This window comes from Streptomyces sp. NBC_01232 (assembly GCF_035989885.1).
In the GTDB taxonomy this organism is placed as follows: Bacteria; Actinomycetota; Actinomycetes; order Streptomycetales; family Streptomycetaceae; genus Streptomyces.
Map to the genome: position 1 here is coordinate 1,928,553 of NZ_CP108518.1, position 25,099 is coordinate 1,953,651.

18 protein-coding genes are annotated in these 25,099 nt (G+C 69.1%); 8 read left to right on the forward strand and 10 right to left on the reverse strand.

Going from position 1 to position 25,099, the window contains the following annotated elements:
* Positions 1 to 70: 70 nt before the first annotated feature.
* Both dop and arc read right to left on the reverse strand, forming a co-directional pair.
* A complete protein-coding gene (gene dop / locus OG444_RS09140) occupies positions 71 to 1,582 on the reverse strand; it encodes a depupylase/deamidase Dop (RefSeq protein ID WP_327261678.1) in 1,512 nt (503 codons plus the stop codon).
* Between the two features lie 275 nt (positions 1,583 to 1,857).
* A complete protein-coding gene (arc, locus tag OG444_RS09145) occupies positions 1,858 to 3,624 on the reverse strand; it encodes a proteasome ATPase (protein WP_327261679.1) in 1,767 nt (588 codons plus the stop codon).
* A 264-nt stretch (positions 3,625 to 3,888) separates the two neighbouring features.
* Between arc and OG444_RS09150 the strand changes: the two genes are divergently transcribed.
* Positions 3,889 to 4,209 (forward strand): ferredoxin, encoded by a 321-nt coding sequence (locus OG444_RS09150; protein ID WP_030723362.1) that lies wholly within the window; start codon positions 3,889 to 3,891, stop codon positions 4,207 to 4,209.
* 4 nt (positions 4,210 to 4,213) lie between these two features.
* Here OG444_RS09150 and OG444_RS09155 read toward each other — a convergent pair whose 3' ends face one another.
* The 3 genes from OG444_RS09155 to OG444_RS09165 all read right to left on the reverse strand — a co-directional run bounded on the left by OG444_RS09155 (position 4,214) and on the right by OG444_RS09165 (position 7,056).
* Complete coding sequence (locus OG444_RS09155) at positions 4,214 to 4,828, reverse strand: hypothetical protein (RefSeq protein WP_327261680.1); 615 nt, start codon at positions 4,826 to 4,828, stop codon at positions 4,214 to 4,216.
* Positions 4,829 to 5,007: 179 nt separating this feature from the next.
* A complete protein-coding gene (locus OG444_RS09160; protein ID WP_030016358.1) occupies positions 5,008 to 5,904 on the reverse strand; it encodes a tRNA (adenine-N1)-methyltransferase in 897 nt (298 codons plus the stop codon).
* Positions 5,905 to 5,922: 18 nt separating this feature from the next.
* Positions 5,923 to 7,056 carry a site-2 protease family protein gene (locus OG444_RS09165; protein WP_405792605.1) on the reverse strand — a complete coding sequence of 378 codons (1,134 nt, stop codon included), beginning with the start codon at positions 7,054 to 7,056 and terminating at the stop codon, positions 5,923 to 5,925.
* Positions 7,057 to 7,278: 222 nt separating this feature from the next.
* On the opposite strand from OG444_RS09165, the gene OG444_RS09170 reads away from it, so the two are divergent.
* Positions 7,279 to 8,199 carry a RecB family exonuclease gene (locus OG444_RS09170; RefSeq protein WP_327261682.1) on the forward strand — a complete coding sequence of 307 codons (921 nt, stop codon included), beginning with the start codon at positions 7,279 to 7,281 and terminating at the stop codon, positions 8,197 to 8,199.
* A 64-nt stretch (positions 8,200 to 8,263) separates the two neighbouring features.
* Complete coding sequence (locus OG444_RS09175; protein ID WP_327261683.1) at positions 8,264 to 8,935, forward strand: response regulator transcription factor; 672 nt, start codon at positions 8,264 to 8,266, stop codon at positions 8,933 to 8,935.
* Positions 8,936 to 9,038: 103 nt separating this feature from the next.
* Here the strand turns inward: OG444_RS09175 and OG444_RS09180 are convergent, their stop codons facing one another.
* The 4 genes from OG444_RS09180 to metH form a co-directional block, all read right to left on the reverse strand.
* Positions 9,039 to 10,622: an ABC transporter substrate-binding protein gene (locus OG444_RS09180; RefSeq protein WP_327261684.1), complete on the reverse strand. Its 1,584-nt coding sequence runs from the start codon at positions 10,620 to 10,622 to the stop codon at positions 9,039 to 9,041.
* Positions 10,623 to 10,693: 71 nt separating this feature from the next.
* Positions 10,694 to 12,298 (reverse strand): ABC transporter substrate-binding protein, encoded by a 1,605-nt coding sequence (locus OG444_RS09185; protein WP_327261685.1) that lies wholly within the window; start codon positions 12,296 to 12,298, stop codon positions 10,694 to 10,696.
* 531 nt (positions 12,299 to 12,829) lie between these two features.
* Positions 12,830 to 13,531: an HAD family hydrolase gene (locus OG444_RS09190; protein ID WP_327261686.1), complete on the reverse strand. Its 702-nt coding sequence runs from the start codon at positions 13,529 to 13,531 to the stop codon at positions 12,830 to 12,832.
* A gap of 113 nt (positions 13,532 to 13,644) precedes the next feature.
* Entirely contained in the window at positions 13,645 to 17,157 is a 3,513-nt protein-coding gene (gene metH, locus OG444_RS09195) for a methionine synthase (RefSeq protein ID WP_327261687.1), read from the reverse strand.
* 276 nt (positions 17,158 to 17,433) lie between these two features.
* Between metH and OG444_RS09200 the strand changes: the two genes are divergently transcribed.
* From OG444_RS09200 to OG444_RS09220, 5 genes are all read left to right on the forward strand, one after another.
* Positions 17,434 to 18,201, forward strand: coding sequence for an IclR family transcriptional regulator (locus OG444_RS09200; RefSeq protein ID WP_327261688.1), 768 nt, complete (start codon positions 17,434 to 17,436; stop codon positions 18,199 to 18,201).
* A gap of 313 nt (positions 18,202 to 18,514) precedes the next feature.
* Entirely contained in the window at positions 18,515 to 19,297 is a 783-nt protein-coding gene (locus OG444_RS09205) for an MIP/aquaporin family protein (RefSeq protein WP_327261689.1), read from the forward strand.
* Positions 19,298 to 19,378: 81 nt separating this feature from the next.
* Positions 19,379 to 20,905, forward strand: a complete 1,527-nt coding sequence (glpK, locus tag OG444_RS09210) for a glycerol kinase GlpK (RefSeq protein WP_327261690.1) — start codon at positions 19,379 to 19,381, stop codon at positions 20,903 to 20,905.
* A 41-nt stretch (positions 20,906 to 20,946) separates the two neighbouring features.
* Entirely contained in the window at positions 20,947 to 22,554 is a 1,608-nt protein-coding gene (locus OG444_RS09215; protein WP_327261691.1) for a glycerol-3-phosphate dehydrogenase/oxidase, read from the forward strand.
* Between the two features lie 127 nt (positions 22,555 to 22,681).
* Positions 22,682 to 23,677 (forward strand): PAC2 family protein, encoded by a 996-nt coding sequence (locus OG444_RS09220; RefSeq protein ID WP_327261692.1) that lies wholly within the window; start codon positions 22,682 to 22,684, stop codon positions 23,675 to 23,677.
* 177 nt (positions 23,678 to 23,854) lie between these two features.
* On the opposite strand, the gene mshC is transcribed toward OG444_RS09220, so the two are convergent.
* Complete coding sequence (gene mshC / locus OG444_RS09225; protein WP_327261693.1) at positions 23,855 to 25,084, reverse strand: cysteine--1-D-myo-inosityl 2-amino-2-deoxy-alpha-D-glucopyranoside ligase; 1,230 nt, start codon at positions 25,082 to 25,084, stop codon at positions 23,855 to 23,857.
* Positions 25,085 to 25,099: the final 15 nt, after the last annotated feature.

Here is a 25,099-nt window from a genome sequence, read left to right on the forward strand (position 1 = left end):
TTGTTCAAAAGCTCCGGCGCAACGTCCGGCTCTCTTCATGATTCCCGGACCGGAGGCCTTTCAGCCGCGCTCACTGCCCCGAAAGCACCCGGACCAGGTCCTCCGCCGTGCGGCAACGGTCCAGGAGCTCCTTGACGTGGTTGCGGGTCCCCCGCAGGGGTTCCAGCGTCGGGACCCGCTGGAGCGAATCGCGGCCCGGGAGGTCGAAGATCACCGAGTCCCAGGAGGCCGCGGCGACGTCGTCCGCGTACTGCTCCAGGCAGCGGCCGCGGAAGTACGCCCGGGTGTCCTCCGGAGGCTTGCTCTGAGCCCGCTCCACCGCGGGCTCCTCCACCAGCCGCTTCATCTTGCCGCGGGCCACCAGGCGGTTGTACAGGCCCTTCTCGGGCCGTACGTCCGAGTACTGGAGGTCCACCAGGTGCAGCCGCGCCGCGTCCCACTCCAGCCCGTCCCGGCGCCGGTAGCCCTCCAGGATCTCCCGCTTGGCGATCCAGTCCAGCTCCCCCGACAGGCTCATCGGGTCGCTCTCCAGCCGGCCCAGGACGTCCTCCCAGCGGCCCAGCACGTCCTTGGTCTGCTCGTCGGCGTCAGCCCCGAAACGTTCGTCCACGTACTTCCGCGCCAGCTCGAAGTACTCCATCTGCAGCTGCACCGCGGTCAGTGTCCGGCCGCTGCGCAGCGTGATGAGGTGCTTCAGGTCGGGGTCGTGGGAGACCTGGTGCAGGGTGCGTACGGGCTGGTCGACGGCGAGGTCGACGCTGATGAACTGGTCCTCGATCATGGACAGCACCAGGGCCGTGGTGCCGAGCTTGAGGTAGGTGGAGATCTCGGAGAGGTTGGCGTCTCCGATGATCACGTGCAGCCGGCGGTACTTCTCGGCGTCCGAGTGCGGCTCGTCCCGGGTATTGATGATGGGCCGCTTCAGGGTGGTCTCCAGGCCGACCTCGACCTCGAAGTAGTCCGCGCGCTGGCTGATCTGGAAGCCGTGTTCGCGGCCGTCCTGTCCGATGCCCACGCGTCCCGCGCCGGTCACGACCTGCCGGGAGACGAAGAAGGGGGTCAGGTGGCGCACGATCTCCGAGAAGGGGGTCTCCCGCTTCATCAGGTAGTTCTCGTGCGTGCCGTAGGAGGCGCCCTTGTTGTCGGTGTTGTTCTTGTAGAGGTGGATCGGCTGGGCGCCGGGCAGCTGGGCGGCGCGGACGGCCGCCTCGGCCATGATCCGCTCGCCGGCCTTGTCCCAGAGGACGGCGTCGAGCGGGTTGGTGATCTCGGGCGAGCTGTACTCGGGGTGTGCGTGGTCGACGTAGAGCCGTGCGCCGTTCGTGAGGATGACGTTGGCGAGGCCGATGTCCTCGTCGGTCAGCTGGCTGTTGTCGGCGGCCTCGCGGGCGAGGTCGAAGCCGCGGGCGTCCCGCAGCGGATTCTCCTCCTCGAAGTCCCAGCGGGCGCGTCGCGCCCGGTGCATCGCCGCCGCGTAGGCGTTGACGATCTGGGACGAGGTGAGCATGGCATTGGCGTTCGGGTGCCCCGGGACGGAGATCCCGTACTCCGTCTCGATCCCCATTACTCGCCGTACGGTCATGCGGCCCTCCTTGCCCGGCGGCGCTCCCCTTTCGGGAGCGGCGCTCAAGTACCGCTGGTGCTCCGGTGCGTGTGACTGTGCGGTGCCCGTCCCCGCACTGCGCGTCCGGCGGTACGGAAGAGCCTAGAACCACTGCGCGCTCGTGGGGAGATCATTTCCGTCATTGGATCCGCCTCGTCACCGGCTGAAAGCGGCCGGTAATGGGGTGGGGTGAAGCGGCGGGGTAAAGCAGTCGGCTGCGGATGCCCGGGGAGGGCATCCGCAGCCGCTCCGGGTCAGAGGTACTGACCGGTGTTCGCCACCGTGTCGATGGAGCGTCCGGTGTCCGCGCCCTGCTTTCCGGTGACGAGCGTGCGGATGAATACGATCCGCTCGCCCTTCTTTCCGGAGATCCGGGCCCAGTCGTCCGGGTTGGTGGTGTTGGGCAGGTCCTCGTTCTCCTTGAACTCGTCCACGCAGGCCTGGAGCAGGTGGGAGACCCGCAGGCCCTTCTGGTTGTGTTCGAGGAAGGCCTTGATCGCCATCTTCTTGGCACGGTCGACGATGTTCTGGATCATCGCGCCCGAGTTGAAGTCCTTGAAGTAGAGGACTTCCTTGTCGCCGTTGGCGTACGTGACCTCGAGGAAGCGGTTCTCCTCGGTTTCCGCGTACATCTGCTCGACGACGGTCTGGATCATGCTGTGGACGGTGCCGGGCCGCGAGTCCTGGTGTTCGGACAGGTCGTCCGTGTGCAGGGGCAGCGAGGCCTTGAGGTACTTCGCGAAGATGTCCTTCGCGGCCTCGGCGTCCGGACGCTCGATCTTGATCTTCACGTCGAGGCGGCCGGGCCGCAGGATGGCCGGGTCGATCATGTCCTCGCGGTTGGAGGCGCCGATGACGATGACGTTCTCCAGGCCTTCCACGCCGTCGATCTCGGCGAGCAGCTGGGGGACGATGGTGTTCTCCACGTCCGAGCTGACTCCGGATCCGCGGGTGCGGAAGAGGGATTCCATCTCGTCGAAGAAGACGATGACGGGGGTGCCCTCGCTCGCCTTCTCCCGGGCACGCTGGAAGACGAGGCGGATGTGCCGCTCGGTCTCGCCGACGTACTTGTTGAGGAGCTCGGGGCCCTTGATGTTCAGGAAGTAGGACTTCCCGGCGGGCTGGCCGGTCACCTCGGCGACCTTCTTGGCAAGGGAGTTGGCGACGGCCTTGGCGATGAGCGTCTTGCCGCAGCCGGGCGGGCCGTAGAGCAGGATGCCCTTCGGGGGCCGCAGTTCGTGTTCCTTGAAGAGGTCCGGGTAGAGGTACGGGAGCTCGACCGCGTCGCGGATCAGCTCGATCTGGTCGCCCAGACCGCCGATCTTGTCGTAGTCGATGTCCGGGACCTCTTCGAGGACGAGTTCTTCGACCTCGCTCTTGGGGACGACCTCGTAGACGTAGCCGGAGCGGGGTTCGAGCAGCAGGGCGTCGCCGGGGCGGATGGTGATGTCCAGGAGCGGCTCGGCGAGCCTCACCACCCTTTCCTCGTCGGTGTGCCCGACGACCAGGGCGCGCTCGCCGTCCTCGAGGATCTCCTTGAGGGTGACGATGTCCCCGGCCCGCTCGAATTCCATGGCCTCGACCACGTTGAGGGCCTCGTTGAGCATGACCTCCTGGCCGCGCCGGAGGTCTTCCGGGTCGACGCTGGGGCTGACGTTCACGCGGAGCTTTCGGCCTCCGGTGAAGATGTCGACGGTGCCGTCCTCATTCGCCTGCAGGAAGACACCGAAACCGGCCGGCGGCTGTGCGAGCCGGTCGACTTCTTCCTTGAGGGCCACGATCTGGTCGCGGGCCTCACGGAGGGTATTTGCGAGTCGTTCGTTCTGTGCGGATACGCCGGCCAGATTTGTCTGGAGCTCGACGATCCGCTCTTCGAGAATCCTCGTGTGTCGCGGAGAGTCGGCGAGCTTTCGTCGCAGGACGGCGATTTCCTGCTCGAGATAGGCAACCTGGCCGGCGGGGTCCTCGGACCCTCGCGCGGGCCGGATGCCGCGGTTGATGTCGTCGTCGTGGGCTGCCACGGTCCTCACCTCCTCCAAGGGGAGCTGGACGCTTCCTGACCCTACCTGGGCTGGTGGTGATTGAAACCCCTAGATCACAAAGACGGTAGAGGTGTGTCCGATCTTCACCCTTGCGTACTCCCTCACGCCAAGGAAATACCCACCCATCAAACTCGGGAAGCAGCCGGTTGTAAGGTCGAACTGTTCAACACCCGTCAGGGCCCGCGCGACTTGCTGCGGGTTTCGACCGGGATGGATCACTCAGCGCAGGGAACGGCAGGAGATATGACCGTGCAGCAGGAGGCTCCGACGGGCGGTGCCGGTGAGGCCGGCGAGCCGCTCGAGGTCTGGATCGATCAGGACCTGTGCACCGGGGACGGGATCTGCGTGCAGTACGCGCCTGAGGTGTTCGAGCTGGACATTGACGGTCTGGCGTACGTGAAGAGCCCGGAGGACGAGCTGCTCCAGGACGCGGGGGCAACCACTCCGGTTCCGCTCACGCTGCTCCAGGACGTGGTCGACTCGGCGAAGGAATGTCCCGGGGACTGCATTCACGTAAGGCGCGTTTCGGACAGGGTGGAAGTCTTCGGCCCCGACGCGGAGTGACGTTTCAAACACTCCTGGAGGCCGAGTCCGTCAGCTCCTGGCGGAATTTTCCGTCGTGCCAGCGCCACTTGGCGAGCTGCTTCGTGTCCGGGCTGTAGCGGGGCACATCGGGCGAGGAGTAGCCGACGAGGGACGCCGTGACGAGCCCGTCGCGCACGGTCAGCTCGGTGGCGGTCTGCCGCCGGGCGGCTTCGAGCAGGGTCGCCACGACGCGGGGGCGGGCGGTGTCGGCCGGCCCCTGGGTCAGGACGTAGATCGCGTGGGGCGGGGTGCCGGAGCCCGCTTGGCAGCGGACGGCGGCCACGGTCTCGGGGCGGCCGTCACCGTCGAGATCGCCCTGGGCGCTGATGGTGACGGTGTGCGGCGCGCCCTTGCAGTCGAGGGGGTACGTGACCCCCGCCGGGTCCGGGGCGGTGGCCTGCGGGCCCTTGGCGGGGGGTTCCCCGGGGGCCGCTGCCGTGCCGGTGGCCGCGGGTGTGCCGGTGGCCGGCTGTACGAGCCCTCCGACGGCTATGACGGCGGCCATGGCGGTGGCCGTGGCGAGCCAGTGGACGGGCCTGGTGCGGCTGTGCGCCAGGGCTTCCGAGATCGGGGCCGACTCGGCGGGGCTGTGCGGCACGCGGGGTGTCTCCTGTGCGAAGGGTGACGGGGAGCCAGCATCGTGCCACACCTCACAGGGAGGTGGAACGGCTGGGTCCGGCCCCGGTGCACGGGACAACGAAAAGGCGCTGTGGAGCAGTTCCCGGGTGGGTCGGGGGAACTGCGCCACAGCGCCTTTGTGTTGTGTCTGCGGGGCGGTTACGCGGAGCGGTCGCTGCCGGGGCCGTCGTAGTCCTCGCCGTAGGCGCCCTTGGCGGGGCGGCGACGGCGCATCGGGGGCTCGACGCCGTCCGCGAGGCGGCGGGCGGTGACGAGGAAGCCGGTGTGGCCGATCATCCGGTGATCGGGGCGGACGGCGAGGCCTTCCACGTGCCAGTTGCGGATCATCGATTCCCACGGCTGCGGCTCGGCGAAGCAGCCGATCTCGCGGATGGACTCGACGGTCTTCGACAGCTGGGTGGTGGTGGCCACGTAGCAGCAGAGGATGCCGCCGGGGACCAGGGCCTTGGAGACGGCCTCCAGGCACTCCCAGGGGGCGAGCATGTCGAGGATCACTCGGTCGACGTCCGTGTCGGACAGGTTGTCCTGGAGGTCGCCGACGGTGAGCTGCCACGCGGGGTGGGGGCCGCCGAAGTAACGCTCGACGTTGGCGGTGGCGATCTCGGCGAAGTCCGCGCGGCGCTCGTAGCTGTGGAGCATGCCCTGGTCGCCGATGGCGCGCAGCAGGAAGCTGCTCAGGGAGCCGGAGCCCACTCCCGCCTCCACGACGCGTGCGCCGGGGAAGATGTCGGCGAAGGCCAGGATCTGGCCTGCGTCCTTGGGGTAGACCACGGCGGCGCCGCGGGGCATGGACAGGACATAGTCGGGGAGCAGGGGGCGCAGCGCGAGGTATGCGACGTTGCCCGTGGTGCGGACAACGCTGCCTTCGGGAGCACCGATCAGCTCGTCGTGCGGGAAGGAACCCTTGTGGGTGTGGAAATTCTTCCCGGCTTCGAGCGTGAACGTGTAGTGGCGGCCCTTGGGGTCGGTGAGCTGTACCTGGTCCCCGACCTCGAAGGGCCCGCGTCGGCGGGCGGCACCGGTCGGTTCGGACATGTGAACAGTGTATTGGCTTCAGGACTGGGGCCGTGCCATGGCCTTCACGAAGGCCTTTTCGACGTCGAGGGTGGACAGGACGCCGTAGATGGTGCCGCCGGGTTCGAGTACGAGGTACTCGGTGGCGGGGGTGGCGCGGAGGTGGTCGAGGAGTTCTTCGCCGGTGAGGTCCGCTGAAACCTTCATGCCGTCGGTGAGGTCCTGGGCGAGGGTGCTGACGGCGACCCAGGGGCGGCGGTGTTCGGGTACCGAGGCGATGGCGGTTTCGCGGACGATGGCGGTGGGGTCGCCGTGTCCGTCGACGACGACGAGGGCGCGGGCTCCTGCTTCGTTGGCGCGCCGAAGGGCCTCGGAGAGGGGGGTTGCGTTCTCGACGGGGATGGCGCGGCGGGTGAGGGTGCGGGCGCGCAGTTCCGGGAGGTGCTGGCGCAGCCGGGCCATGCGCAGGCTGTTGCCGGCCCCGGTCCAGATGATGGCGGCGAGGATGGCGGCGAGCAGGGCGTCCATGACGGTGTTCATGCCGCCGATCTCGCCGCTGCGGTTGCCGAGGGTCCCGGTCTGGGTGAGCAGCGGGAGACCGATGAGGACGGCGAGGGCGAGGCCGCGACCGACCCAGGCTGCGGCGACGGTGCCGGCCATGGGCTTGCCGGTGATGCCCCAGATGACGGCGCGGAGCATGCGGCCGCCGTCGAGGGGGAGGCCGGGGAGCAGGTTGAAGGCGGCCACGAGCAGGTTGGAGATCATCAGGCCGGCGAGGAGGACGCCGGGGACGGTGGCCGGGTCGACGGCTTTCATGCCGAGGTAGAAGGCGCCGGCGAGGACGAGGGAGAGCAGGGGGCCGACGAAGGCGAGGACGAATTCGCGGCCGGGGGTCTCGGATTCCTTCTCGATCTCGGAGACTCCGCCGAAGAACTGGAGCTGGATGCGGCGCACGGGGAGCTTGAAGCGCAGGGCGGCGACGGTGTGCGCGAGTTCGTGGACCAGGACGGAGGCGTAGAAGGCCACGGCGAAGAAGAGGGACACGAGGTAGCGCACGGGTCCGAGGTCGGGCAGGACGCGGTCGAGCTGGTCGCCGAAGACCCAGGTGATGAGGGCGGCGACGAGGAACCAGCTGGGCGAGACGTAGACGGGTACGCCGAAGGGGCGGCCCATGAGGATTCCGCCGCCCGGTCCGGAGCGCCTGCCCGCGCGCTCGCCGGTTTCGTCGGTGTCTGCCACGGCTGTCCTTCGTTCGGTGCTGGTGTTTCCAGTGTGGTTCTTTACGCGTACGGGGTGGTGCTGTAGCGGGTTGTGATGCTCCGATCATGCAGTGCGAGGGTGCTTGGCGTCGATGGTATGCGCGTGCTGTCCGTGGCGGGTCGTAGGGTTTTGTGCATGACGACGAGCCCCGGTGCTGTGCCTGGCGCAGCCGATGCCGATGCGCGGAGCGCTGTGGCGCCCAGTTCGCTCTCCCCTTCGCGGGCGAGCGATTTCATGCAGTGCCCGCTGCTGTACCGGTTCCGGGTGATCGACAAGCTGCCGGAGAAGCCGAGCGCGGCGGCCACGCGCGGGACGCTGGTCCATGCCGTGCTGGAGCGGTTGTTCGATCATCCGGCGCAGGAGCGGACGGCGCCGCGGGCGAAGTCGCTGCTGCCGGGGCAGTGGGACCGATTGCTGGAGTCGAAGCCGGAGCTGGCGGAGCTGTTTCCGGCGGGTGACGAGGGGGCGGGGCTGGCGCGCTGGCTGACGGAGGCCGAGGCGCTGGTCGAGCGGTGGTTCACGCTGGAGGACCCGACGCGGCTGGAGCCGGTGGAGCGGGAGTTCTTCGTGGAGACGGAGCTGGAGTCGGGGCTGCGGCTGCGCGGGATCATCGACCGGGTGGACGTGGCGCCGACGGGTGAGGTGCGGATCGTCGACTACAAGACGGGCAAGGCGCCGCGGCCGGAGTACGCCGAGGGCGCGCTGTTCCAGATGAAGTTCTACGCGCTGGTGGTGTGGCGGCTGAAGCAGGTGGTGCCGCGGCGGCTGCAGTTGGTGTATCTGGGCAGTGGCGACGTGTTGACGTACGACCCGGTGATCGCGGACCTGGAGCGGGTGGAGCGCAAGCTGCTCGCGTTGTGGGAGGCGATCCGGGAGGCGACGGAGACGGGTGAGTGGCGGCCGCGCCCGACGAAGCTGTGCGGCTGGTGTGATCATCAGGCGGTGTGTCCGGAGTTCGGTGGGACTCCCCCGCCCTATCCTCTGACGATCTCCCCCGGCCACCGCCGGGAGGTGCCCCCGCCGCGTCCGGAGGCGGAACGCCCGGCGGGGTCCTGATCTTGATGTCAGGGCAGAATGGACGGGCCCGCCGTAGCCGTCCGACGAATACGAGGTAGACCCCGTGGCGATCCGCGTCCTTCTGGTCGACGACCAGCCGCTGCTGCGCACCGGCTTCCGGATGATCCTGGAGGCCGAGGAGGACCTGGCGGTGGTCGGCGAGGCCGGGGACGGTCTGCAGGCGCTGGACCAGGTGCGGGCGCTGCAGCCCGACGTGGTGCTGATGGACATCCGGATGCCGCGGATGGACGGGGTGGAGGCGACCCGGCAGATCACCGGTCCGGAGCGCAACGGGCCGGCGAAGGTGCTGGTGCTGACCACGTTCGATCTGGACGAGTACGTGGTGGAGGCGCTGCGGGCGGGGGCGAGCGGGTTCCTGCTGAAGGACGCGCCGGCGAACGAGCTGGTGCAGGCGATCCGGGTGGTCGCCGCGGGTGAGGCGATGCTCGCGCCGAGCATCACGCGGCGGCTGCTGGACAAGTACGCGGGGCATCTGCCGTCGGGTGAGGAGAACCTTCCGAACACCCTGGGGACGCTGACGGAGCGCGAGGTCGAGGTGCTGAAGCTGGTGTCCCGCGGGCTGTCGAACGCGGAGATCGCGGCGGACCTGTTCGTGAGCGAGACGACGGTCAAGACGCATGTGGGTCACGTGCTGACGAAGCTGGGGCTGCGGGACCGGGTCCAGGCGGCCGTGTACGCGTACGAGAGCGGTCTGGTCCGCCCCGGGGCCCAGTAGGTCCGCCGGGGCGCGGATGCGCGAAGGGGCCGTACGTGCGCGCACGTACGGCCCCTTCGCGTGGTGCCGGGCTCTCCCTGGGGCGGGCCCGGCACCGGTGGCATCAGCCCTTGCTGATCTCCCAGAAGCGGAAGACGGTCGAGGCGTCCAGGGACCACTGCAGGCCGTTCACGTTCTGGCGGGTGACGGCGTACTGCTTGCCCTGCCAGAGCGGGAGGATCGGCACCTCGTCGGCGACGATGTCCTGGAGTCGGTTGTAGTCCGTGTTGGCCGCGGTGCGGTCGGACTTCGCGGAGGTCGACGGGATGATGGTCCCGGTGATCTCCTTGTTGTCGTAGTTGTTGTTCAGCACGTTGCCCGGGCCGAAGAACGGCTGCGTGAAGTTGTCGGCGTCCGGGTAGTCGGGCACCCAGCCCTTCACGTACACGCCGTACTTGCCGGCCTGGATGTCCTTCTCGTACTGCTCGTACTCGACGGACTTGACGTCGGCCTCGAAGAGACCGCTGTCGTTGAGCTGCTTGGCGATGACCTCGAACTGCTGGTCCGTGGAGGGGCCGTAGCGGGACGGGGTGGAGTACAGGGTCAGCTTGACCTTGCCGTTGATGCCGGCGGCCTTGAGGACGGCCTTGGCCTTCTCGGGCTGCGGGCTGCCGCCGTAGCGGTCGAAGAAGGCGGTCGTGTGGCCGGCGATGCCGGTCGGCACGATCGAGTAGAGCGCGGTGGCGGTGCCCGCGTACACGTCCTTGACGAGGGCTTCGCGGTCCACGAGGTAGGCGATGGCCTTGCGGACGGGCAGCTTGCCGACGACGGGGTCGTTGACGTTGAACACCATGTGCTCGACCTCGGCGCCGGTGCCCTGGACAATGTCGACCTTGTTGTCGCCGGTCTTCGACGAGGCGAGGGCGGCGATGTCCTTGGCGGCGAGGCCGCGGAACGCGAAGTCCACGTCCCCGCTCTCCAGGACCGTCTTGAGGCCGGCCTGGTCGCCGTTGAAGAACTTCAGCGTGACGCCGGTGTTCTTGGCCTTGGCCTTGCCGGTGTAGGACTCGTTGACCGAGAAGGTGGCGCTCTTCTCGCCGAAGGAGTCCAGCTTGTAGACGCCGGAGCCGATCGCCTTGTTGTCGGTGCGCAGCTTGTCGGCCGGGTACTCGCTGTGGTCGACGATGGAGCCGGCGCCCGACGCGATCTTGCTGGGGAAGGTGGCGTCGGAGGTCTTGAGCCGGAAGATGACGGTCTCGTCGTTGGGGGCGTCGATGCCCGCGATCGACGAGAGCATCACGGCCGGGCCGTTCTCGTCGTTGATCTTCAGCGTGCGCTCGAAGGAGAACTTGACGTCCTTCGAGGTGAGGCTGTTGCCGTTGCTGAACTTCAGCCCGCTCTTCAGGGTGCACTTGTAGAGCTTGCTGTCACCGCCCTCGAAGCCGCAGGCCTGCGCGGCGTCGGGCTCGGGGGTGGTGCCGCCCTTGGGGAAGCTCAGCAGCGACTGGAAGACGTTGTTGAACAGCAGCCAGGAGCCGGGGTCGTAGCCCGATGCCGGGTCGACGGACTTCACCTTGTCGGATATGCCCATGACCACGCCCTTGCCGCTGCCGGCATTGGAGCCATCGGTCGAACCGCAACCGCTGAGCAGCGCGGCGGCGGTGGCTGCGCCGAGCGGGGCCGCCAGCCACTGGTTACGTCGATTCACGCGAACGTCCTTCACAGTCGAACTGTTTCGTTGCTCCGGCTCGCGACACCCGCTGCCGGTCGTTGCCTTGCTCAGCCGCTTACGCCGCGGCCGAGCTCCCACAGCTGGAGGTCGGAGATGGCGTTGACCGACCACTCCACTCCGGTGATCCCGTCGCGTGCGGCGACGTACTGCTTGCCCTGCCACAGGGGCAGGACGGGCACGTCCTCGGCGACGATGTCCTGTATCTCCGTGATCGCGGGGACGGCGACGGTACGGTCGACCGCCCGCCGCGATTCGGGGATGAGCTTGCCGCGGACCGTGTTGTTGGCGTACGGCGTGCCCAGGAAGTTGTCCTGCTCCAGGAACGGGGCGAGGAAGTTGTCGGCGTCCGGGTAGTCGGGGAACCAGCCGAGCCCGTAGGCGGCGTGGTCGCCCTGCTTCTGGGCGGGGCGGAAGTCCGCCCATGCGCTGCCCTGGACGGTGATGTCGAACAGCTGCGTGGAGTTCAGCTGGGCCTTGAGGGCCTCGAACTCGGCGGCCGTTCCGTCGCCGTAGTGGTCGCTGGTGTAGTGCAGCGTCAGCTTGACCGGGGTCTTGATCCCGGCCTCCTTCAGCAGGGCGGCGGCCTTGGGCGTGTTGGCGTCGCCGTACTTGTTGTAGAAGGAGTTGACGTGGCCCGTCACGGTGGTGGGAACCAGCGAGTAGAGCGGCTGCGCGGCCTTGCCGTAGACCTTGGAGATGAGCTGGCCGCGGTCGACGGCGGCCGCGAGGGCCTGGCGTACGGCCTTCTCCTTGACGACCGGCGCCTCGGTGTTGAAGCCGAGGTAGCGGATCTCCAGACCGGGCATCGGGACCAGCTTGACGCCCTTGGGCGGCTGGGCGCTGAAGTCGGCGATCTGGGCCGGCGACAGGGTGCGGGAGACCACGTGGATCTTCCCGTCGGTGAGCGCCTTGCCCATGGCCGGGGAGTCGGGGAACGTGCGCAGCTCGACGTTGTCGTTCTGCAGCTTGATGTCGCCCTTGTAGTGCGGGTTCTTGGTGAAGACGGCGCGGACCAGCCGGTTGCCCTTGACCTCGGCCTTCATCGTGTACGGGCCGGAGCCGTCCACGGCGAAGCCCTCGCGGAGCTTCTTGGCGTCGTAGTTCTTCTCGCTGACGATGCCGGCGGCGGGCGTGGAGAGCTTGAACGGGAAGGTCGCGTCCGGGGTCTTCAGGTGGAAGACGACGGTGTCGGTGCCCTTGACCTCGACGTTGCCGAGGGTGGAGAGCAGCGAGGAGGGGCCGTTCTCGTCCTTGATGGCGAGGACGCGGTCGATGGAGAACTTGACGTCCTTGGCGGTGAGCGGCTCGCCGTCGGCGAACTTCAGCCCGGGGCGCAGCGTGCAGCGGTAGCTCTCGTTGCCGGCGTCGGTGAAGCGGCAGGAGGAGGCCGCTTCGGGGACGGGCTGGCCGCCGCCGCGCGGGGTGTGCATCAGCGTCTGGACGGTCTGGCGCAGGACGTTCCAGGCGCCGGCGTCGTAGGCGTAGGCCGGGTCGAAGGGGGCGGGAGCGAAGTCTGCGGCCTCGAACCGATCGGTGGTTCCGACGACGATCGCTCCGGATCCCGCTCCTCCGCCGCTCACGCTGCCGCAGGCGGCCAGCGCGGGGGTGAGCAGTCCGGCCGCGGCCGTCAGCACCATGGTCTTGCGGTTCATGCTGGAAGTACTCCCTGTAACCGGCACTTGTTCAAAGCGGCGTAAAGGGCACTTCGCGGCGGTCGCCCGTTCAGGGCGGAACGATCGGGCCGGTGTAGTGACGATCGGTCCACGCGGACCCGGCACAGGGGTGTGCGCCGGGACGGCTGAGGTGCGGCGTAGTGTCCGCGTCGACAGTAGTGGTCCGGGACGGGATGGCTGGAACTGACCGGACTTGGGGCGTAATCGCACCGTGATCGGAGCGAACTGCCTGTTCACGCGCAGGGCCCCGCAGATTCGGTCAGGAGCTGATCAATCCGGACACAAGGGAAGGGCCAAGGGCCTCACGACAGGTCCGTCGGGGGGTTGGCGGGTGACCAACGTCACCCTGAGCAACCGCCCCGGAGAGGATGGAATTTCAGCCTCCGGGGCCTGCGACGGAAGATCCTTCCGTGGGACCTGAACACCGCCCCTGATCCGTTCGGTACGGAGCGTGCATACGGGATACCGGTGTGTGGCGGTGGCCCGGTTCGGGCGAGTCGGTCGTCGCGCTCAGTTCATCGGGGCGATGAGCGAGCGCAGGAACGCCAGGTCCACGTCCTCCAGCGAGCGGACGACCGTACGCCCCGGGGCGGGCTCGATCACGCCCACCGAGGGGATGGCCACGACCCGGCAGCCGGCGGCCTCGGCGGCCGCCACACCCGTGCGCGTGTCCTCGATGACCGCGCACCGCGAAGGGTGCGCTCCCAGCGCCTGCGCGGCGAACAGGTACGGGTCGGGGTGCGGCTTGGTACGGGCCACCTCGTCACCGGCGACCGTCATCGTGAAGCGGTCGCGGCCGAGGGTGAGCAGGACCTGGTCGATGACCCGGCGGTGGGAGGCCGACACGAGGGCGGTGGGCACGTTGTGCCGCGCCAGCTCGGCCAGCAGCCGCTCGGCGCCGGGCATCAGCGGCACGCGGTCGGCGATGCGGGCCTCGAAGCGCTCGTTGAGCAGCACGCTCAGCTCGGCGAGGCCGATGGCGGCACCGGTCGCCTCGATCAGGAAGGTCCCGCTGCGGCTCATCGGGCCGCCTACGACCACGTCGCGCCAGGCCTCGTCGAGCCGGTGCCCGAGCTCCTGGAAGATCTCCGCCTCGATCTCCCACCAGAAGCCCTCGGTGTCGACCAGAGTGCCGTCCATGTCGAGCAGCACCGCCTGCAGGGCAGAACCGTCGGCCGTACGGGCGACGGGGGCGGGAACGGTGCTCGTCATGCGCATGCCTCTCAGAAGGGACGAGAAGGCCGGTCACCTCTTCCGCGGGGCATACCACCCCGGGGAACAGGCGACCGGCCTGTATGGGACCGACAAGTGTACGTCGGTGGAGCTCAGCGTGCGTTGAAATACTTCGCTTCGGGGTGATGAATCACGATCGCGTCGGTGGACTGCTCCGGGTGGAGCTGGAACTCCTCCGACAGGTGGACGCCGATCCGCTCCGGCTCCAGGAGGGCGGCGATCTTGGCGCGGTCCTCCAGGTCGGGGCAGGCGCCGTAACCCAGCGAGAAGCGGGCGCCGCGGTACTTGAGGTCGAACATGTCCTCGACCTTCGACGGGTCCTCACCGGCGAATCCGAGCTCGGAACGCACCCGGGCGTGCCAGTACTCGGCCATCGCCTCGGCCAGCTGGACGGACAGGCCGTGCAGCTCCAGGTACTCGCGGTAGGAGTCCGACTCGAACAGCTTGGCCGTGGCCTCGCCGATCTTCGAACCCACGGTGACCACCTGGAGGCCGACGACGTCGGTCTCGCCGGACTCCTCGGGGCGGAAGAAGTCGGCGAGGCACAGGCGGCGGCCGCGGCGCTGGCGCGGGAAGGTGAAGCGGGTCCGCTCGTTGCCCTCCTCGTCCAGGATGATCAGGTCCTCGCCCTTGGAGACGCAGGGGAAGTACCCGTAGACGACCGCGGCCTCCAGCAGGTTCTCGGTGTGCAGCTTGTCCAGGAGGCCGCGCAGGCGCGGACGGCCCTCGGTCTCGACGAGCTCCTCGTACGTGGCCCCGCCCGCGCGGGCCTGCTTGAGGCCCCACTGGCCCTTGAAGAGGGCGCCCTCGTCGAGCCAGGAGGCGTAGTCCTTGAGCGGGATGCCCTTGACGACGCGGGTGCCCCAGAACGGCGGGGTGGGGACCGGGTTGTCGACGGCCACGTCGGAGCGGCCACCCGGCTCCTCGGCCTCCTCGACCTGCAGCACCGGCGTGTCGCGCTTGGCGACGCGGCGCTGCTTGAGCTCGGGCAGGGACGCGCCGGGAACACCGCGCTTCACGGCGATGAGGGCGTCCATGAGGCGCAGGCCCTCGAAGGCGTCGCGGGCGTAGCGGACTTCGCCCTCGTAGATTTCGTGGAGGTCCTGTTCGACGTAGGCGCGGGTGAGGGCGGCGCCGCCGAGGATGACGGGGTAGTCGGCGGCCAGCTTGCGCTGGTTGAGCTCCTCCAGGTTCTCCTTCATGATCACGGTCGATTTCACGAGGAGACCCGACATGCCGATGACGTCGGCCTTGTGCTCCTGCGCGGCTTCGAGGATCGCGGAGACCGGCTGCTTGATGCCGATGTTGACGACGTTGTAGCCGTTGTTGGTGAGGATGATGTCGACGAGGTTCTTGCCGATGTCGTGGACGTCACCGCGGACGGTCGCCAGCACGATCGTGCCCTTGCCCTCGTCGTCCGTCTTCTCCATGTGCGGCTCGAGAAAGGCCACGGCCGTCTTCATGACCTCGGCCGACTGCAGGACGAACGGAAGCTGCATCTGGCCGGAGCCGAACAGCTCACCGACGACCTTCATGCCCTCCAGGAGGGTGTCGTTGACGATGTCGAGGGCGGGGCGGGTCTGCAGGGCCTCGTCGAGGTCGGCCTCCAGGCCGTTCTTCTCACCGTCGATGATCCGCCGCTGGAGGCGCTCGTCCAGCGGCAGCGCGAGGAGTTCCTCGGCGCGGCCGGCCTTCATCGACTTGGTGTTGACGCCCTCGAAGAGGGCCATCAGCTTCTGCAGCGGGTCGTAATCGCCCTCACGCCGGTCGTAGATCAGGTCGAGGGCGGTGGTGACCTGCTCCTCGTCGAACCGGGCGATCGGCAGGATCTTGCTCGCGTGGACGATCGCCGAATCCAGACCGGCCTTCACGCACTCGTCCAGGAACACGGAGTTCAGCAGCACGCGCGCCGCCGGGTTCAGGCCGAACGAGATGTTGGAGAGGCCGAGGGTGGTCTGGACGTCCGGGTGAAGCCGCTTGAGCTCACGGATCGCCTCGATCGTCGCGATGCCGTCGCCCCGGGACTCCTCCTGGCCGGTGCAGATCGTGAAGGTCAGGGTGTCGATGAGGATGTCCGACTCGCGGATCCCCCAGTTGGCGGTCAGGTCCTCGATGAGCCGCTCGGCGATGGCGACCTTGTGCCCGACGGTCCGGGCCTGGCCCTCCTCGTCGATGGTCAGCGCGATCAGAGCAGCCCCGTGCTCCTGGGCCAGGCGGGTGACCAGCGCGAACCGCGACTCCGGACCGTCGCCGTCCTCGTAGTTCACCGAGTTGATCACAGCGCGGCCGCCGAGCTTCTCCAGGCCCGCCCGGATGACCGGGACCTCGGTGGAGTCCAGCACGATCGGCAGGGTCGAAGCGGTCGCGAAACGGCCGGCGAGCTCCGCCATGTCCGCGACACCGTCACGGCCCACATAATCCACACACAGATCGAGCATGTGGGCGCCCTCACGGATCTGGTCCCGGGCCATCTCCACACAGTCGTCCCAGCGGGCCTCCAGCATCGCCTCACGGAACTTCTTCGACCCGTTCGCGTTCGTCCGCTCACCGATCGCCATGTACGACGTGTCCTGCCGGAACGGCACCGTCTGATACAGCGACGCCGCACCCGGCTCGGGGTGGGGATCGCGGGTGGTCGGGGTGAGTCCGCGGACCCGCTCGACGACCTGGCGCAGGTGTTCGGGGGTGGTGCCGCAGCAGCCGCCGACCAGGGAGAGGCCGTAGTCGCGGACGAAGGTCTCCTGGGCGTCGGCGAGTTCGGGGGCGGACAGCGGGTAGTGGGCGCCGTCCTTGGTCAGCACCGGCAGGCCGGCGTTCGGCATGCAGGACAGCGGGATGCGCGCGTTGCGCGCCAGGTAGCGCAGGTGCTCGCTCATCTCGGCGGGGCCGGTGGCGCAGTTGAGGCCGATCATGTCGATGCCGAGCGGCTCCAGCGCGGTCAGGGCCGCGCCGATCTCCGAACCCAGCAGCATCGTGCCGGTGGTCTCGACGGTGACGGAGCAGATCAGCGGGACGGTGATGCCCAGGGCCGCCATGGCGCGGTGCGCGCCGATGATCGAGGACTTGGTCTGCAGGAGGTCCTGGGTGGTCTCCACCAGCAGCGCGTCCGCGCCGCCGGAGATCAGGCCCTCGGCGTTGATCTGGTAGGCGTCACGGATCTGCCCGTAGGTGATGTGGCCCAGCGTCGGGAGCTTGGTGCCGGGGCCCATCGAACCCAGCACCCAGCGCTGCTGACCGGTGGAGGCCGTGAACTCGTCCGCGACCTCGCGGGCGATCCGGGCACCGGCCTCGGACAGCTCGAAATTGCGTTCGGCGATGTCGTACTCCGCGAGCGCCGCGTAGTTCGTGCCGAAGGTGTTCGTCTCCACACAGTCCACACCCACCGAGAAGTAGGCCTCGTGGACCGAACGCACGATGTCCGGGCGGGTGACGTTCAGGACCTCGTTGCAGCCCTCCAGCTGCTGGAAGTCCTCCATGGTCGGGTCCTGCGCCTGCAGCATCGTCCCCATGGCCCCGTCGGCCACGACCACACGCGTCGCGAGCGCCTCTCTGAGGGCATCGGCCCGGGTCTGGGTGTCAGCGGGCAGGTTGGGCAACGAAGCCATGGTTGTGCTCCCTGGGATGCGACGGCTGTCGGCTTTGCACCCCCTCTGCGTCAAGGGTGCACGCGGCCAGGGTAACCGTGAGGCACCGGACCCGGTGTGGGTGTCCCACGTGGCGGACTGCATTCTGTGGCGGGGAACTTGCCGGAGGTGTCCCGGCGATCGTACGGCGAACGGATCTCCGACGGTGCGCAAGGTCGGCATCGACCGATACTGTTCAGCATTGTCGAACCGCGTCAAGATGGTCAGTAATACCGAAGGTCTGCAGGAGGCTGCGCGATGGCACGGAACATCCAGTCGCTCGAACGAGCCGCTGCGATGCTGCGACTCCTGGCGGGCGGCGAGCGCCGGCTGGGACTCTCGGACGTGGCGTCCTCGCTGGGCCTGGCCAAGGGCACGGCCCACGGCATCCTGCGCACCCTGCAGGCCGAGGGCTTCGTGGAGCAGGACCCGGCCTCCGGCCGCTACCAGCTGGGCGCGGAGCTGCTGCGCCTGGGCAACAGCTACCTCGACGTGCACGAGCTGCGCGCCCGCGCCCTGGTCTGGACGGACGATCTGGCCCGGGCGAGCGGCGAGAGCGTGTACGTGGGCGTGCTGCACCAGAGCGGGGTGCTGATCATGCACCACGTGTTCCGGCCCGACGACAGCCGCCAGGTGCTGGAGGTGGGGGCCATGCAGCCGCTGCACTCCACCGCCCTGGGCAAGGTGCTGTCGGCCTACGACCCCGTGGCGCACACCCAGGCCCATGACGTGGACCGCGAGGCGTTCACCCCCCGTACGGTCACCGACGGCACCGCCTTCGAGGAGATCCTGGGCCTGACCCGGGCCCGCGGCTGGGCCTCCGACGTCGAGGAGACCTGGGAGGGCATCGCCTCGGTGGCGGCGCCGATCCACGACCGGCGCAGGATGCCGGTGGGCGCCGTGGCGGTCGCGGGCGCCGTGGAACGGGTCTGCGGCGAGTCGGGTGAACCCCGTGCGGCCCTCGTGGCGTCGGTGCGGGACTGTGCGCGTGCGGTTTCACGCGATCTCGGCGCAGGCCGGTTCTGAGCTTCCTTTAACAGGCTGTAGCCACTCCTGGGCCTCTTTCTGCCCACTTTTCGCCATATCCCGGCCATAGGTTGGCCGGTTTTGGCTGATCGCACCTAGTGGTAACGATCCGACACTTTGGCCTGGCCGACCCTTGACGCGTTCTTCACTTGGGCGGAAAACTGCCGTTCATCGGTCGGCATTGTCGAACACCTACCGGCAATACGCGCTAGGATGCGACAAGGCCACGGACCGGTGCAGCACTCACCGAGTGCGCGGAACCACCGGAGGGACCCGGTGTCCGCCCACCCCTGGACGTACAAAGGAGTCGCGGGTGTCCAGCTCCGACATCTTCATCGGCGAGACCATCGGTACCGCCCTGCTCACACTGCTCGGCGGTGGCGTCTGCGCCGCAGTGACACTCAAGAGCTCCAAGGCCCGCAATGCGGGCTGGCTCGCCATCACGTTCGGCTGGGGTTTCGCCGTACTGATCGCCGCCTACGTCTCCGCGCCGCTGTCCGGGGCGCACCTCAACCCGGCGGTCACCGTCGGCATCGCCGTCACGAACGGCGAGTGGGGCGACGTCCCGGTCTACTTCGCCGGCCAGCTGCTGGGCGCGATGCTCGGAGCGGTCCTGATGTGGATCACCTACTACGGGCAGTTCCGCGTCCACCTGGCGGACCCGGAGCACATCCGCGACGCCAAGCTCGGTCCCGAGGACCCGCACCCGCACGATGTGGCCGGTCCGGTGCTCGGCATCTTCTCCACGGGCCCCGAGATCCGTAACGTCGTGCAGAACCTCACGACCGAGATCATCGGTACCGCCGTTCTGATCCTGGCGATCCTGACCCAGGGTCTCCAGGACGGCGGCAAGGGCCTCGGTGTCATCGGCGTCCTGATCACCTCCTTCGTGGTCGTCGGCATCGGTCTCTCGCTCGGTGGCCCGACCGGCTACGCCATCAACCCGGTGCGCGACCTCGGTCCGCGTATCGTGCACGCCCTGCTGCCGCTGCCCAACAAGGGCGGCTCCGACTGGGGTTACTCCTGGATCCCGGTGGTCGGCCCGCTCGTCGGTGCCGCGCTCGCCGGTGGTCTCTACAACATCGCGTTCGCCTGATCAGCAGTACCGGCAAGATCGTAAGATCCGCACCGCCCTCCTGATTCCGCCTACTCACCAGACCTGCCAGGAGCAGCCACTATGACCACCAGCACCGGCCCCTTCATCGCCGCGATCGACCAGGGCACCACCTCCTCCCGCTGCATCGTCTTCGACCGCGACGGCCGCATCGTCGCCGTCGACCAGAAGGAGCACGAGCAGATCTTCCCGAAGCCGGGCTGGGTCGAGCACGACGCCACCGAGATCTGGACCAACGTCCAGGAGGTCGTCGCCGGAGCCATCGCCAAGGCCGAGATCACCGCCGCGGACGTCAAGGCCGTCGGCATCACCAACCAGCGCGAGACCACCGTCCTGTGGGACCGCCACACCGGCGAGCCGGTCCACAACGCGCTGGTCTGGCAGGACACCCGCACCGACGCCCTGTGCAAGGAGCTCGGCCGCAACGTCGGCCAGGACCGCTTCCGCCGCGAGACCGGCCTGCCGCTGGCGAGCTACTTCGCCGGCCCGAAGGCCCGCTGGCTGCTGGACAACGTCGAGGGCCTGCGCGAGCGCGCCGCGGCCGGCGACATCCTCTTCGGCACCATGGACTCCTGGGTCATCTGGAACCTCACCGGTGGCGCCCAGGGCGGTGTGCACGTCACCGACGTCACCAACGCGTCGCGCACCATGCTGATGAACCTGCACACCCTGGCGTGGGACGAGAAGATCGCGGAGTCCATGGAGGTGCCGCTCGACATCCTCCCCGAGATCAAGTCCTCCGCCGAGATCTACGGCCACGTCAAGGACGGCGTCCTCGCCGGTGTCCCGGTCGCCTCGGCGCTCGGTGACCAGCAGGCCGCCCTCTTCGGCCAGACCTGTTTCGCCGAGGGCGAGGCCAAGTCCACGTACGGCACCGGAACGTTCATGCTGATGAACACCGGCGACAAGGTCATCAACTCCTACAGCGGCCTGCTGACCACGGTCGGCTACAAGATCGGCGACCAGGCGCCGGTCTACGCGCTGGAGGGCTCCATCGCCGTCACCGGCTCGCTCGTCCAGTGGATGCGCGACCAGATGGGCCTGATCAAGTCCGCGGCCGAGATCGAGACCCTCGCCTCCTCGGTCGAGGACAACGGCGGCGCCTACTTCGTGCCGGCCTTCTCCGGCCTGTTCGCCCCGTACTGGCGCTCCGACGCCCGCGGTGTGATCGCCGGCCTCACCCGGTACGTCACCAAGGCGCACATCGCCCGTGCCGTCCTGGAGGCCACCGCCTGGCAGACCCGCGAGATCACCGACGCCATGACCAAGGACTCGGGCGTCGAGCTCGCGGCCCTGAAGGTCGACGGCGGCATGACCTCCAACAACCTGCTGATGCAGACGCTCTCGGACTTCCTGGACGCCCCCGTGGTGCGCCCGATGGTCGCCGAGACCACCTGCCTCGGCGCCGCCTACGCCGCCGGCCTGGCCGTCGGCTTCTGGCCCGACACCGACGCCCTGCGCGCCAACTGGCGCCGCGCGGCGGAGTGGACCCCGCGGATGCCCGCCGAGCAGCGGGACCGCGAGTACAAGAGCTGGCTCAAGGCCGTGGAGCGTTCCATGGGCTGGGTCGACGACGAAGACGCCAGCTGACCGCACTCAGCTGAGTCAATCGACGAGGAGCTAAGAGAGATATGAGCAGCCTGCAGAGCGTTCCCGCACTGGGCACGCACCCGACCGCCGGTGCCAACGTCAGCCGCGCGCAGACCCGCGAGCAGCTGTCGAAGGCCACGTACGACCTGCTCGTCATCGGTGGTGGAATCCTGGGCACCTCCGTGGCGTGGCACGCCGCGCAGTCGGGCCTGCGGGTTGCCATGGTGGACGCCGGCGACTTCGCCGGCGCCACCTCCTCGGCCTCCTCCAAGCTCGTCCACGGTGGCCTGCGCTACCTGCAGACCGGCGCGGTCAAGCTGGTCGCGGAGAACCACCACGAGCGGCGGGTGCTGGCCAAGGACGTGGCCCCGCACCTGGTCAACCCGCTCACCTTCTACCTGCCGGTCTACAAGGGCGGTCCGGTGGGTGCGGCCAAGCTGGGCGCGGGCGTCTTCGCCTACTCCGCCCTCTCGGCCTTCGGCGACGGCATGGGCAAGGTCATATCCCCGGCCCGTGCCGTCGCCGACAACCCCGGCCTGAAGACCGACAACCTCAAGGCCGTCGCGGTCTACTACGACCACCAGATGAACGACTCCCGCGTCGCCGTCATGACGGTCCGCGCGGCCGTCGAGTCGGGCGCGGTCGTCCTGAACCACGCCGAGGTCACCGGGCTGCGCAAGACCCGCGGCCGGGTCACCGGCGCCGAGCTCAAGGACCGTCTCGACGGCACCGAGTTCGGGGTCGACGCACGCGTCGTGCTCAACGCCACCGGCCCGTGGGTGGACCACCTGCGGCGCATGGAGGACAAGCACTCCATGCCGTCGATCCGCCTCTCCAAGGGCGCGCACATCGTCATGAAGCGCAAGTCGCCGTGGAAGGCCGCCATGGCCACCCCGATCGACAAGTACCGCATCACCTTCGCCCTCCCGTGGGAGGACCAGCTGCTGCTCGGCACCACCGACGAGGTGTACGAGGGCGACCCGGCGGACGTGCGCGCCACCGAGTCCGACATCCAGCAGATCCTGGACGAGGCGGCCTTCTCGGTGAAGGACGCAGACCTGGACCGCTCGCTGATGACCTACGCCTTCGCGGGCCTGCGGGTGCTGCCCGGCGGCCCCGGCGGGGTCGAGAAGGCCAAGCGCGAGACGGTCGTCTCCGAGGGCGCCGGCGGCATGCTGTCGGTGGCCGGCGGCAAGTGGACGACGTACCGCCACATCGGCCGCGTCGTCATCGACAAGCTGGCGAAGCTCCCGGGCAGCCCGCTGACCGAGGACATGGAGCCGGTGAAGTCGCTGGTGCGCCGGATCGCCCTGCCCGGTGTCGCCAACCCGAACGCGGTCGCGCACCGGCTGCTGGTGGACCGGGAGCCCGGCACGCGGATGGACCCGCTGACCGCCCGCCACCTGGCTTCGCACTACGGCTCGCTGGCCTTCGACATCGCGCGCCTGGCGAACGAGGACCCTGCGCTGGCCGAGCGGATCCACCCGGACGGTCCGGAGATCTGGGCGCAGGTCGCCTACGCCCGTGACAACGAGTGGGCCGAGACGGTCGACGACGTGCTGCGCCGCCGTACGACGGTGACGATCCGCGGCCTGGACGACGACGCGGTGCGCACCCGTGTCGAGGAGATGCTGGCCGACAAGGCATAAGCGGTGTCGTGAGCGGGCAGAGGGGCGGTTCCGAGGGGAACCGCCCCTCTGTCGTGGGCTGTGGCCGGTGCCTCTTCAAGGCTTAGGCTGACCCACGTACGCAAGGGAACTTCGGAAGGAGACCTGGGTGATCGAGCTTGAGGGCGTGCCCGAGCTGATCGACCCGGTCATGGTGGCCGCGTTCGAGGGCTGGAACGACGCGGGTGACGCGGCCTCCGGTGCGGTCGCACACCTGGACCGGGAGTGGAAGGGCGAGGTCTTCGCGGCGCTCGACGCCGAGGACTACTACGACTTCCAGGTCAACCGGCCGACGGTGTGGCTGGACAACGGGGTACGGAAGATCACGTGGCCGACGACACGGCTCTCGGTGGTCCGGATCGGCGGTGCCAAGCCGCGTGACCTGGTGCTGGTCCGGGGCATCGAACCGTCCATGCGGTGGCGGTCGTTCTGCAACGAGATCCTCGGCTTCGCCCATGAACTGGGCGTGGAGATGGTCGTCATCCTGGGCGCGTTGCTGGGTGACACCCCGCACACCCGCCCGGTGCCGGTCAGCGGGGTGACCTCGGACGCCGATCTGGCGCGGACGATGGACCTGGAGGAGACGAAGTACGAGGGTCCGACGGGGATCGTGGGCATCCTGCAGGAGGCCTGCACCCACGCCGGGGTGCCGGCGGTGTCCCTGTGGGCGGCGGTGCCGCACTACGTCTCGCAGCCGCCGAACCCGAAGGCGACGCTGGCGCTGCTGAACCGCCTGGAGGATCTGATCGACATCCGGATCCCGCTGGGCGAACTCCCCGAGGACGCACGGGCGTGGCAGCTGGGCGTGGACCAACTGGCCGCCGAGGACAGCGAGGTGGCCGAGTACGTCCAGACGCTGGAGGAGGCCCGCGACACGGCCGACCTGCCGGAGGCCTCGGGCGACGCGATCGCCCGCGAGTTCGAGCGGTACCTTCGGCGGCGTGACCCCGCGGCGCCGTCGGCCGAGCCGGGCGACGGCTCGTACCTGCGGGACACGAGCGGGGGCCTCCCCCGCCCCCCGAAGCGCAAGCCGGACCCCGCCGGGGGCGAACCCCCGGCGGCCCCGCCGGAAGAGGACGGCCCCCCGGAGGCACCGGAGACGTAGCCCGCGCGGCGCCGCGGCGCGAGCGCCCCGGGCTGCGCCCGGCCTTGCGGGGCTGTATTTCAGCCCGTCCGGCGATTGAGGACCGGGTCCGGGCAGCGCCCGGCCCGTCCCCGTCCCGCGGAAAGGGAGATGCCCCCGGCCCGGTGGGCCAGGGGCATCAGTGTCGCTGCGGCCGGGTTACAGGGCCACGCCCAGGAGGGCGTCCACCGTGCGCGAGACCAGGCCGGGGGCCGACTCGTCGTCGCCGTCCGTGGCGATCTGGTGCTCGACCCAGCGGTCCACGGCCGCCAGCGCGGCAGGGGCGTCCAGGTCGTTCGCCAGGGCCTCGCGGACCTCCTCGACCAGGGCGTCGGCCGGGATGCCGTCCGGGCGGGAGACGGCCGCGCGCCAGCGCTCCAGCCGGGCCACGGCCTCGGCGAGGATCTCGTCGGTCCACTCCCAGTCGGCCCGGTAGTGGTGCGAGAGCAGCGCCAGGCGGATGGCCGCCGGGTCCACCCCGGAGCGCCGCAGGGCCGATACGAAGACGAGATTGCCCTTCGACTTCGACATCTTCTCGCCGTGCAGCGCGACCATGCCGGCGTGCACGTACGCCTTGGCCATCGGGAACTCGCCGGTCAGCGCCTGGGCGTGCGAGGCGCCCATCTCGTGGTGCGGGAACGCCAGGTCGGAGCCGCCGCCCTGGATGTCGAAGCCCATGCCCAGGTGGTCGAGGGCGATCGCCACGCACTCGATGTGCCAGCCCGGCCGGCCGCGGCCCAGCGAGCCGCCGTCCCAGCTCGGCTCGCCCGGACGTGCGGCCATCCACAGCATCGGGTCCAGCGGGTTCTTCTTGCCGGCGCGGTCGGGGTCGCCGCCCCGCTCCGCCGAGAGCAGCCGCATGGCTTCGGCGTCGAGGTGGGAGACCCCGCCGAAGTGCGGGTCGGCCTCGACCGAGAAGTAGACGTCGCCGTCGAGCTCGTACGCGGCGCCGGCGTCGCGCAGCCGCTCGACCAGCGGCACGATTCCCGGTATGGCCTCGACGGCCCCGATGTAGTGCTGCGGCGGCAGCATCCGCAGGGCCGTCATGTCCTCGCGGAAGAGCGCGGTCTCGCGCTCCGCCAGCTCGGTCCAGTCCTGGCCGTCGCGCAGTGCCCGCTCCAGGAGCGGGTCGTCCACGTCCGTCACGTTCTGGACGTAGTGGACCTGCCGCTTGGTGTCGAGCCACACGCGTTGTACGAGGTCGAACGCGTTGTAGGTCGCCGCGTGACCGATGTGGGTCGCGTCGTACGGGGTGATGCCGCAGACGTAGATACGGGCGACGGGACCGGGGGCGAGGGTGATCGTCCCCCGGGTCGCGGAGTCGTGGATCTGGAGGTCGCGGCCCTTGCCAGGAAGGGCGGGGACCTCAGAAGCGGGCCAGGCATGCATGTCTCGAGCCTAACC

Coding starts and splice junctions, on each gene's coding strand:
- dop (WP_327261678.1), bottom strand. CDS start 1,582: ATGACCGTACGGCGAGTAATGGGGATCGAGACGGAGTACGGGATCTCC.
- OG444_RS09150 (WP_030723362.1), top strand. CDS start 3,889: ATGACCGTGCAGCAGGAGGCTCCGACGGGCGGTGCCGGTGAGGCCGGC.
- OG444_RS09160 (WP_030016358.1), bottom strand. CDS start 5,904: ATGTCCGAACCGACCGGTGCCGCCCGCCGACGCGGGCCCTTCGAGGTC.
- OG444_RS09165 (WP_405792605.1), bottom strand. CDS start 7,056: ATGGGCCGCCCCTTCGGCGTACCCGTCTACGTCTCGCCCAGCTGGTTC.
- OG444_RS09170 (WP_327261682.1), top strand. CDS start 7,279: ATGACGACGAGCCCCGGTGCTGTGCCTGGCGCAGCCGATGCCGATGCG.
- OG444_RS09185 (WP_327261685.1), bottom strand. CDS start 12,298: ATGAACCGCAAGACCATGGTGCTGACGGCCGCGGCCGGACTGCTCACC.
- OG444_RS09190 (WP_327261686.1), bottom strand. CDS start 13,531: ATGACGAGCACCGTTCCCGCCCCCGTCGCCCGTACGGCCGACGGTTCT.
- metH (WP_327261687.1), bottom strand. CDS start 17,157: ATGGCTTCGTTGCCCAACCTGCCCGCTGACACCCAGACCCGGGCCGAT.
- OG444_RS09200 (WP_327261688.1), top strand. CDS start 17,434: ATGGCACGGAACATCCAGTCGCTCGAACGAGCCGCTGCGATGCTGCGA.
- glpK (WP_327261690.1), top strand. CDS start 19,379: ATGACCACCAGCACCGGCCCCTTCATCGCCGCGATCGACCAGGGCACC.
- OG444_RS09215 (WP_327261691.1), top strand. CDS start 20,947: ATGAGCAGCCTGCAGAGCGTTCCCGCACTGGGCACGCACCCGACCGCC.
- mshC (WP_327261693.1), bottom strand. CDS start 25,084: ATGCATGCCTGGCCCGCTTCTGAGGTCCCCGCCCTTCCTGGCAAGGGC.